This is a genomic window from Clostridioides sp. ZZV14-6387 (genome assembly GCF_020657835.1).
Classification (GTDB): domain Bacteria; phylum Bacillota; class Clostridia; order Peptostreptococcales; family Peptostreptococcaceae; genus Clostridioides; species Clostridioides difficile_A.
The window spans coordinates 45,507-56,490 of record NZ_JAGWCW010000030.1 but is presented as its reverse complement, the minus strand read 5'-3'; the positions used below and the strand labels follow the sequence as shown (position 1 = coordinate 56,490).

The following is a 10,984-nucleotide window of genomic DNA, read 5'->3' as shown; positions in this document are numbered from 1 at the left end:
GTCGAAGGTGTAAGTGCAGCAATGTATTTAGCTTATCGATACTAATAGGTCGAGGACTTGACCAAATTATTTGATGTCCATTCAGTAAAATATATGTGTAGTTTTTAGAGTGTTAATTTAAAAAAATAAGTTTGCTGGTGTGGCTCAACGGTAGAGCAGCTGACTTGTAATCAGCAGGTTGTAGGTTCGATTCCTATCACCAGCTCCAGTAAAGACTATGTTTTTGACATAGTCTTTTTTTATTGTCTAATATATATTATTTTATAGTACATATTTTTAGTAATTTATGAGTTATTTACATAGAAAATAACACAGTCTAAAATAAGTATTTTAGACTGTGTCTAGAAGTTTTGAAATATCTCTAATTTGAAACTAATTTACCATGAATCACCATTCTAGCATCGTCAAATTCGTAAGTACAAGTAGAAAGTGTGACTATTTTATCATTAACATTAACTTTAATAGGTGATTTATGCAATGATTTAGAAGTAATATCTTTTATGTAATTTTGGTAATCTGATTCACTGTTAAAACTTGTTTTTAAATAGTCATAATCTGATTCTACAATGTAAGCAGAAAAGACATCATATAAAAATTCTTTTCCATTAATGATAATTTTTATTTGATTATTTTCTTTAAAAAATGTTTCATCTTTAAAATTATTTAGATTATTAAACATAGTTTTATTTTTCATATTATGTCCATATATTATGACATTTTGGTCCTCAAGAGATTTATTTCTATAATCCATAAATAATGTACCTGAAATAGAATCTTTTTTATAAAAATCTTTATCTAGATAATAAGAATTATCTTTAGATTGTACAACTGGATAATTTATATTTGTATTCTTAACAGAAAGCCAAAACTTAAAATCACTGTTTATTTTTGATAAATCCTCTTTTTTATCTTCTTTTTTTTGAAGTTCAGAGGATATTTTAGTGTCATGATTATATTTGGTAAGTTTTGAGTATATATTAAATCCGCTGTAAATTATTACTAATATTAGTATGATGTTAATTATTATTTTATATGATTTTTTCAATATTTCACCTCAAGTCAAAATAGTTTATATACTTATATTACACTATTTTTGAAGAAATTTAAATTTTTAGTATAATATGTCTTTGACATATTGAAAAATTTATGTTAACATAACTAAGTAAAATGAATATTAAGTAAGCCAGATAATCGCATGTAGTCTTACATGAGGAAAGTCGGAGCTCCATAGAGCAGGGTGCTAGGTAACGCCTAGTGGGAGCGATCCTAAGGATAGTGCAACAGAAATAAACCGCCACTTTTATGTGGTAAGGATGGAAAGGCGAGGTAAGAGCTCACCAGCAGCTAGGAGACTAGTTGGCTATGTAAACCCCACCTGGAGCAAGACCAAGATAGGAATGAAGAGTGCTGCTCGTACTCTCCGGTAGGTAGGTCGCTTGAGCTTATTGGTGACAATAAGCCTAGAAAGATGATTATCTAATACAGAACTCCGCTTATAGACTTGCTTAATTCTTTTGATAGTCAAAACATCAGTTTAAACTGATGTTTTTTTATTTGTAAATTTGTCTAATCTACTTTTAAAATTTTGAGGAATATTGTAATATAAGTTAGTACAGATATTAAAAATGGTATAATATAAGATAGATGTAAAAAGAAAAAGTAAAATGATGTAAATAATATGATATGATATAAGATGTAGCAAATTTAATAGATAATTATTTAAATATCATAATCAAATTAGCGACTTTGTACAATGTGAATATTACAATAAAATAATTGATTTAAGGAGTGAAGGTTTTGAGTGAAAATAATATAATAAGAAACACTGTTTTAAATGTCACAGCAAGTTTTTTAAAACAAGAGTCTAAGATAAATGAAAAATTAGATGGTGTTTTGGAAAAGAAATTTGAAAAAGTAGAATTTAATGAAGCAAAATATGCTGAGCTTTTAAAATTTAATATATTGTTTTATAAGACATTAGCAAGAAATACAGAACCACTTATTGGAAAATGGATAGTAGATAAGTACATACCTGAGATAGATGAATTAGAAAAAGATTTAGAATTAACTACAGCTAAATGTAGAAAGTATGTAAATAAGGCGATGAAAGAAGGTTTAGACTCTCTAAAAGCCAATGATTTAAATAGTTTTTTAGCATATGATAAAATGGAACTATCAGAGAGAAGAAGACGTTTAGAAAAGGATTATAAGGTTTTAAACTTATATAAAGACCTTCTTAACATATCACTTAGGAAGATAAGTTTAGAAAAGAAAGAATGTGGAAGTTTATTTCTTAAAAATCAAGCTGATGCCAAAAGAGAATTAAAAAGAGAGATTATATTCTGTGTAAATAAGATATTAGCTAGTAATAAAGATGTAGTATCTAAGAATGAGCAAGAAAATAGTGGACAAGATAGAGTGGAAATAAAAGCAACAGAAATTGAAGATTTACAATTAGGTAAAGATAATTCAGAAAATGATACATTATTAAATGAAGTTGAAAAATCAAGTGTAGAACAGGAATCAAATACAAATGATATAAACTTAAAGTTTATGGATAAGTTAAATAGTTTAAATAATGAGAGTATATCTCAAACTATAAACAATGAATATAAGAAGTTGTGTGGCTTAGAAGAGCTTCATTCTGTTGAAGGATATGGCTTTGGTAAAGATACTATTAAAGATTTTGTTTGTGCAACAATTGCGTTAGAATTTTTAAAGAGAAGAAATAGAGACCTTATAGAAGGTGCAATGAGATTAACTATAATTGGAGAATTTGGTGCTGAGAATTTTAAGCAATTTGTAGACTATGTAATTAAAAATAAAACAGAAATTAGTGACGATGTATGGAATGAAGCCCATAATCTAATAAAAGACAGCTACAATGAATTAGAAAATCATGAGATTGCATCAAAAAGGACTAGAAAAAATAAAGATATCGACATTGAAGAATATATTTATATGATAAAAAATGCAGATAAAGATATTTGTTTTAGAAGTAGTATTTCTATAGAAGATGATGTTAAAGATGAGACTAAAGAAGAAGTAGATAATCGTGATGAAAATATAATTGATGTTGTAGAAGAAAAAGAAAATGCAGATAAAGAAGATAATATTGATAAAGAAGATATAACTGAATCAGAAAATAAAAAGAGCAAAAAGAAATCTAAATTATTTGGATTCATGAAAAAAGAAAATAAAGAAGAAAAAATTGAACAAGAAGTTGAGCAGGAAGAAAATAATTTAGATAACATTTCTTCTGATGTAATTTTAGATAAACCTATTGAAAATAATCAAGAAGAGTCAAAAGAAATGAAGCAAGAAGAATTAGAAGAAGTAAAACAAAAACTAGAAGAAGAACGTAGTGTAAAAATAGAAAAACCGATAGATAATGACTTAGATGAAAAAGTATCTTTAATTGGTGAATCTAAACTTGAAAAAGAAAGTAAAGACTCAGAAGAGAAAATAGTAAAAGAAGAAAAATTAGAAAATGAAAAGTCAGAGAGTGAAAAGTCAGTAATAATACCTATTAATAAGAAAGAAAGAGGTAATAAAAAATCAAAACATTCCTCTAATAATAAATCTAAAGATAATAAGGTAGAAATTAAAAATCATGAATCAAATAAAGATGATTTTGTAGATGAAGAAGAAGTAGGTTCTAAGAAGAGCAGAGTGAAAGAAACTATTATAGCAGTAGTTATAGTAGCGATTGTTGGTGTGGGTTACTTTATAACAGTAGGTAATAACAAGAAAAATGAGAAAGCTGTTACTCCAAAAACATCAACTCAGCAACAGGCTAACAACAAACTAACAGAGGAAGAGAAAAAAGCAAAAGCTGAGCAAGAGAAAAAGGAAGCAGAAGAAAAAGCAAAGGCTGAGAAAGAAGCAGAAGAGAAGGCAAAAGCTGAAAAGAAAGCAGCAGAAATGGAAGCATATAAAGATGGTAAAGGTGTGTATTATACTGTTTATGCTGGTTCACTTAAAGTTGAGAAAACAGCAAAAGAAACAGCAAAAGAATATGAAGCTAAAGGTATCTCTTCAACAATAATTCAAGAAAATGGATATTATAAAATAAAAATAGGTGATTATTCTCAATATGGAGAAGCACAAGAAAAATGTAATGAGTTAGCTAAGAAATCTATTGATACATATATAGCGATGTATGATAAGTATTATGATTATAAATTAGAAGATTTGAAAGAATCAGCTCCTTCATTGAGTGCTGAAGAACTTAGACAAAAATATGAAGATTTAAGAAGTGAGTTAAGAAATAAATCTGGATATCGTGAATATGTTAAACATTTAGATAAACTTTATGAAGAAATAGTTGAAGGTGCTTAGGATATTATAAAAAATAAGGAGAAATTATGTCTCAAAATAAAGAGTATTAAAGGATATTATTTATTTTGAGGCATTTTGTTCACCTTTAAAGAATACTTATAATTTTGTTTAGGTGGTGAAGGTATGTTGAAATTAGGAGAAAAAATCATATATGAGCTTTCAGATGGCTTTGAGCTTAATGGTATCAGTAGATACTCAAAAGAATATAAAAAACTTCATATAACAAATTTAGGTAATATAATAATTAGCAAAGCAGATGAAGTTAATGATGATACAGGAGTAAAATACATATATAGTTTTTCAGATAATAAAGAAAAATTAGAAGCAGTTTTAGAAGGTTCTAACATAATTGTTTATGGAAATAACTTACCTTTTTATATAAAAAGTGAAAATTCAAGTAAGAATGTTACAGCAAATCTGACTATGAAAATAACTGTGGATGAATACGATTTAATTTGTAAGAGTCAAAGAGAATTTATATTTTATCTAAAGGATAATATGACTATATTAAGTTTAGATGACAATAAGTTTTATATGGGTGGAATAAATAAGGATAATGAGAAGTTCATATTTATTAGTGGCAAAAATAGATTTGAAATAAACTTTGATGATATAGAAAGATATATTTTAGAAGATAAAAGGGTATCTTTAAAAGGCTATTTTCATATGGAAAGAGAAGGACTTATAGTAAGGTCTGTATCTATATTCAATAACAATATAGAGAATATAGTTCCATCTGATTTAAATGAAAAGGTTAGAGATAATAAAAAAATAGGAAACCTACCTAAAGATTGTGATATAGTATTTTGTAAGATATCAGGAAATATAGATGGATTTGATTACAAAAACACAAATATGCTTTTAGTAAAATATCAAGAACAATTAATTTTTATAAATAAGAAGTCTAAAAAGACTATTGTAAAGTCAGCAAGAGATAACTGTTCAAAGTTGAATCTTGGAGAAGATATTATATTATACGACAATAAGAATGTCTTCAACTTACACATAAATGATAAAAATAAAGAACTTATGGAAATAGATGATTTAAATGATATAGAAAATGAAATAGTAGGATATACATTAAAACATGCTCCATTTTTTATTCAAGAAGATTTCGATAGCCTGACTATTCTAAAGTCTTTTCAAAAAGAAATCATATCTATAAAAAATAGTGATGTAAAAGATATTGTAATTAATAAAGAGCTTGAAAGTGAAAATTCTAATTTTGTAGAAACAGAAATAAAATTTAATAATCAAAAACTAACTTTGAATCTAAGTAAAAATATGGTTCAAAAACTTATGCAAGATGTATTTATATACGCAAAACAACCTCTACTTAAAGATACATCCATTGAAGTGTTATATAAAAACTGGTCTAAAGCTATGAATGATATGATAATATTTAATTTCTTTGGAAATATTTATTATATGAAGTATGAGTTTGATAAAGTTCTCAAAAAAGAATTAAATGATGAAATAAGAATAGATGTTATAAATGAACTTTATAAGCAAGTACAAGAACAAAGAAACAATTTAGACTTATTATCAGCTTATATGCCAAGGATGTTAGAAAATCAAGAAATAGAGTTATTTGAAAAATATAATGTTAAGCTTGATATGCAGGTATTTAAGCAGATTAAAAATTTATTATTTGATTTATCATACAACATCAGTAGTTATTTAGATGAAGTTGAGAAAAGCTTAGACAACATTATATTTGTAATATCAGGAGAGGATAAGAAGAAATATAATTATAGAATGCTAAAGGAAAGTGAAAGTGCAAGTCTTGATGTATTTTTAAAACAAGCTATATCTAGATTAAATCATTTGGTGGAAAATATGTATCCTTATTATGTGGATGAAACTAGTAGGGAAATGTTTAAGTTATTTGAAGTTTTATGGAAAAGCTACAAAAATATCAATGATGACAGTATAAAAGAAATATTATTCGAAAGAATAACAAATACATATGTATTTAGACAATTGACATTAAATAATGGAACAAATGAAAGAAGAAAAGACATAATTGAAAAAATATATAATTCTGTTGATTATGGAGCAAATAAACTAGATGAAAATATGTTTTTCACAGGAGGAATAAAGTATGTCAAGTAAATACAATGTTTGGAATTTTAACTATGAGTTTTTAGGATTAAACTCAGGAGATGAAAAAAATAATGAAGTTTATTATGAGATTGATTTAGATGAAATTTTAAATGAAAATTATATAGGTGAAGATATAGATGGAGATTTAGATACTGATGGAAATAGTATTTTAGGAGAATTGATATCTGAAATGGATATAGATGAAGATGTAAGTGTTGATATGACATATCAAGAACTAGAAGTTGATTTAGAAGATTTAGATTCTTATTTGGATGATGATATAGATAGTGATATTAAAGGTATCTTAGATGAAATTTAGTGCCTATATAAGTTTTAGATAAAAATATAAACAATAATATATTAACTCATAAAATTAAAGGTAGATGAAATTTCATCTACCTTATATGGTCTTAAGATATTAATTATTGGGATAATATAGAATTTGAAGAAAAAGTATAAATATGGTATATTAATTTGGTACAAGAGAAAATTTACGAAGAAGGGTGAAAAAATGCAGATGACAGTTAAAAAAGCGATAATACCAGCAGCAGGGCTAGGGACTAGGTTTTTACCAGCAACAAAATCACAGCCCAAAGAAATGCTTCCTATAGTAGATAAGCCAACTTTACAGTATATAATAGAAGAAGCTATAGAATCAGGGATTGAAGAAATTCTTATAATAACAGGTAGAAATAAAAAATCTATAGAAGACCATTTTGATAAATCAGTTGAATTAGAGTTAGAATTAGAACAAAAAGGTAAGACTGAGATGTTAGAAATGGTAAGAGATATATCAAATATGGTAAATATTCATTATATAAGACAAAAAGAGCCAAAAGGTCTTGGACATGCAATCTACTGTGCAAAAAGCTTTATAGGTGATGAACCATTTGCTGTATTATTAGGTGATGATATAGTAGACTCAAAAGTTCCTTGCCTAAAACAATTAATAGATACTTATAATGAGTATAAAACAACTGTTCTAGGTGTACAAAAGATAGCTAAAGAAGATACTAATAAATATGGTATATTAGATGTGAAACATATAGAAGAGAGAGTATACAAAGTTAAGGATATGGTTGAAAAACCTGCAATTGAAGAAGCACCATCAGATATAGCTATACTTGGAAGATATATAATAACGCCTGCAATCTTTGATATATTAGAGAAGCAAGCACCTGGTAAAGGTGGAGAAATACAACTGACAGATGCGCTTCAGACTCTAGGGAAGCAAGAGGCTATTTACGCATATAACTTTGAAGGAAAAAGATATGATGTAGGAGATAAGATTGGTTTTTTAGAGGCGACAATAGACTTTGCATTAAAAAGAGAAAATCTAAAAGATGATTTAATGGATTATATGAGAAAAAAAGTAAGTGAAAAATAAATATTAGAAAAGAGGTAATTACTATGGCAGTTTTAGTAGCTGGGGGAGCAGGGTATATAGGAAGCCACACAGCAATAGAACTTTTAGAATCAGGTTATGAAGTTGTTATAGTTGATAACTTAAGCAATAGCAATTCAATAGTCGTTGATAGAATTAAAGAGTTATCTGGAAAACCAATAAAATTTTATAATATTGATATCAGAAATAAAAATGAAATGCATGTTGTATTTAAAGAAAATAATATTGAGTCAATTATACATTTTGCAGCTTTAAAGGCTGTTGGTGAATCAGTAGAAAAACCAATTGAATATTATAGCAATAATCTAATAAGTACTTTAAATCTATTTGAATTAATGAGAGAATATGATGTTAAAAAATTTGTATTTAGTTCTTCAGCCACTGTATATGGAGACCCACATACTTGTCCTATATTAGAGGATTTCCCACTTTCTGTAACTAATCCATATGGAAGAACTAAGCTTATGATAGAGCAGATGTTAGTAGATATATCGAAGGCAGACGATTCATTAGATATAGCACTTCTAAGATACTTTAATCCAGTAGGTGCTCATAAGAGTGGTAGAATAGGTGAAGAGCCAAATGGAGTTCCAAGTAATTTAATGCCTTATATAACAAAAATAGCAGTAGGTAAATTAAAAGAATTAAGTGTGTATGGGAATGATTATCCAACACATGATGGGACAGGGGTTAGAGATTATATACATGTATTAGACTTAGCTGCTGGTCATGTAAAAGCATTACAAAAATTAGAAGAAAATCCAGGTCTTGTTGTTTATAATTTAGGAACTGGGAAGGGCTATAGTGTTCTCGATTTAGTCAAAGCATTTTCTAAAGCAAGTGGAAAAGAAATACCATACAAGATTGTAGGAAGAAGAGCTGGAGATGTAGCTATGTGTTATGCAGATTCTTCTAAGGCAGAAAAAGAGCTTGGATGGAAAGCTAAATATGAACTTGAAGAAATGTGTCAAGATTCGTGGAGATGGCAAAGCATGAATCCAAATGGATATGAGGAATAGAATATTATTAAATGTATAAATGTAACAAATTTGTAAATATAAGGGATTGGTAATTTTATGTTATAATTAGACACATGTAGTAATGTTTCTAAAAGAGGGGGAAGTTATAGTGAAAAAAAGTCTAAAAAAGTATTTAGTACTAGCACTGACTTTAGTTTTAGTATTTGCATGTGGTGTACCAGAATCAAGTGCAGCTAGTAAGCATGTAATTATAGTAAACTCAAGAAAAAATACTCTAGGATACTTTGTAAATAGTAAACTTGTAAAAGAGTTTAAAATTGCAACAGGGAAAAAAGGTTCAGAGACACCAACAGGGAAGACAAAAGTAGTTAATAAGATAAAAAATAGACCATATTATAAAGGTAATATACCTGGAGGAAGTCCAAGAAATCCATTAGGAGATAGATGGATGGGACTAGCGTTAAAAGGAACTTATGGAGATACATATGGAATACATGGAAATAATGATGAGAGTTCTATAGGAAAGCATATTTCTGGTGGATGTATAAGAATGCATAATAAAGAAGTTAGATGGTTATTTGACCAAGTTCCAGTGGGTTCAGATGTAATTATAGATTATAGTAATGATAGTTATATAAAAATAGCAGCAAAATATAAGATAAATTTAAACCAAACAGGATGGAAAACAGAGAATGGTAAGAAGTATTATGTAAAATCTGATGGAACATACCAAAAAAATAGTTGGTTAAAAATAAATGGAAAAATGTATTATTTTGATGCTTCAGGAGTAATGCAAACAGGATGGAAAACAATTAACAACAAAAAATATTACTTGGGAACTGATGGAGTAAGAGTATCTGGATGGAAAGTAATTGATGGAAAGACTTATTACTTTAATGCAGATGGAGTAATGCAAACAGGATGGCAAGAAAAAGATGGAAAGAAATACTACCTAGATGCTGATGGATTAGCAGTTATAGGATGGCAAGAAATAGATGGTAACAAATATTACTTTGACAAAACAGGAGTAATGCAGACCGGATGGCAACAAATAGAAGGAAAATCTTACTATTTAGATAAAGATGGTAAAATGCTAACTGGCACTCAAAAAATAGATGGAAAAGATTATACTTTCAATGAAGATGGAACTATAAATCCTACATGGGACACAGTTATAGGAGCAAATAGATTTGATACAGCTAAGAAGATAAGTTCAGTTGGAAATTGGAATGCTGAGAGTTCAGATACTGTTGTATTAGTAAATGGTAATGCAATAGCTGATGGTATAACAGCTACTCCTTTGGCAAGTAGTTATAACTCAACAATACTTCTTACTAATACAGATAAATTACCATCTGAGACTATTGAACAAATGAAGTTATTAGCACCTAAAACAGTAATATTGATAGGTGGAGAAAATGCAATAAGCTCTAAATTAGAACAAGAAATAAAAACTACTTTTAATACAGAAACAAAGAGAATAGCAGGTCAAGATAGATACCAGACTGCTACAAAAATAGCTACAGAACTTGGAAGTAGGGAAGAAATAAAAACAGCTTATATGGTTTCTGGAAGTGGAGAAGCAGACGCGCTATCTATAGCTTCTAAAGCTGGAGAAGAAAAGCAACCTATAATATTAGTTAAAAAAGATGGAATAACTGAAGAATCTTATGCATGGCTAACAGAAAGAAAATTAGAAAATGCATACTTTATAGGTGGACCAAGTGCAATTAATGATTCAACAATAGCAAAAATGAACGAGATAACTACTGAAGATGTTTCAGGAAATAGAATATATGGAAATAGCAGAGTAGATACTAATGCGAAAGTAATAGAGAAATTTTATGGAGATGTTGATTTACAGGCTATATTAGTTAGTAAATCAGATACTTTAGTTGATGCTTTATCAGCTGGACCATTAGCTGTAAAACTACATTCACCGATAGTTTTAATGGATAATTCAGGATTATCATCAGAACAACAAAGAGTATTTGCAAATAAAAAAGTTGAAACTCCTTATCAAATTGGAGGAGGAGTATCTTATATAGTAATGGATAAATTAATGGATATTATTGGAAAATAATAGAACTATACATTGAGAAATAACTATAATTGAGATGTGAAATCCAATCGCCAAAAGCGTTGATTGTTT

The 10,984-nt window shown here is 28.0% G+C and carries 7 protein-coding genes, 1 tRNA gene and 1 other RNA gene; 8 read left to right on the top strand and 1 reads right to left on the bottom strand.

Annotation, left to right across the window (positions count from 1 at the left end; genetic code table 11):
• Positions 1 to 133 precede the first annotated feature (133 nt).
• Positions 134 to 208: transfer RNA gene (locus tag KGF38_RS16405), tRNA-Thr, on the top strand.
• Positions 209 to 361: 153 nt separating this feature from the next.
• Here the strand turns inward: KGF38_RS16405 and srtB are convergent.
• The gene (gene srtB / locus KGF38_RS16400) at positions 362 to 1,045 is read right to left on the bottom strand and encodes a class B sortase (protein WP_054271282.1); all 684 of its coding nucleotides are present in this window, start codon (positions 1,043 to 1,045) and stop codon (positions 362 to 364) included.
• A 130-nt stretch (positions 1,046 to 1,175) separates the two neighbouring features.
• Between srtB and rnpB the strand changes: the two genes are divergently transcribed.
• The 7 genes from rnpB (at position 1,176) to KGF38_RS16365 (ending at position 10,915) form a co-directional block, all read left to right on the top strand.
• An RNA gene (gene rnpB, locus KGF38_RS16395) (RNase P RNA component class A) lies at positions 1,176 to 1,512 on the top strand.
• A gap of 276 nt (positions 1,513 to 1,788) precedes the next feature.
• Positions 1,789 to 4,341 (top strand): SPOR domain-containing protein, encoded by a 2,553-nt coding sequence (locus KGF38_RS16390; RefSeq protein ID WP_074178546.1) that lies wholly within the window; start codon positions 1,789 to 1,791, stop codon positions 4,339 to 4,341.
• Positions 4,342 to 4,464: 123 nt separating this feature from the next.
• Positions 4,465 to 6,456, top strand: a complete 1,992-nt coding sequence (locus KGF38_RS16385) for a hypothetical protein (protein WP_074178545.1) — start codon at positions 4,465 to 4,467, stop codon at positions 6,454 to 6,456.
• Positions 6,446 to 6,766, top strand: coding sequence for a hypothetical protein (locus KGF38_RS16380; protein WP_054271279.1), 321 nt, complete (start codon positions 6,446 to 6,448; stop codon positions 6,764 to 6,766). Before KGF38_RS16385 ends, KGF38_RS16380 begins: the two co-directional genes overlap by 11 nt.
• A 192-nt stretch (positions 6,767 to 6,958) precedes the next feature.
• Positions 6,959 to 7,834, top strand: a complete 876-nt coding sequence (gene galU, locus KGF38_RS16375) for a UTP--glucose-1-phosphate uridylyltransferase GalU (protein ID WP_054271278.1) — start codon at positions 6,959 to 6,961, stop codon at positions 7,832 to 7,834.
• Positions 7,835 to 7,857: 23 nt separating this feature from the next.
• A complete protein-coding gene (gene galE, locus KGF38_RS16370) occupies positions 7,858 to 8,871 on the top strand; it encodes a UDP-glucose 4-epimerase GalE (RefSeq protein ID WP_054271277.1) in 1,014 nt (337 codons plus the stop codon).
• Positions 8,872 to 8,980: 109 nt separating this feature from the next.
• Entirely contained in the window at positions 8,981 to 10,915 is a 1,935-nt protein-coding gene (locus tag KGF38_RS16365; RefSeq protein ID WP_074178544.1) for a cell wall-binding repeat-containing protein, read from the top strand.
• Positions 10,916 to 10,984: the final 69 nt, after the last annotated feature.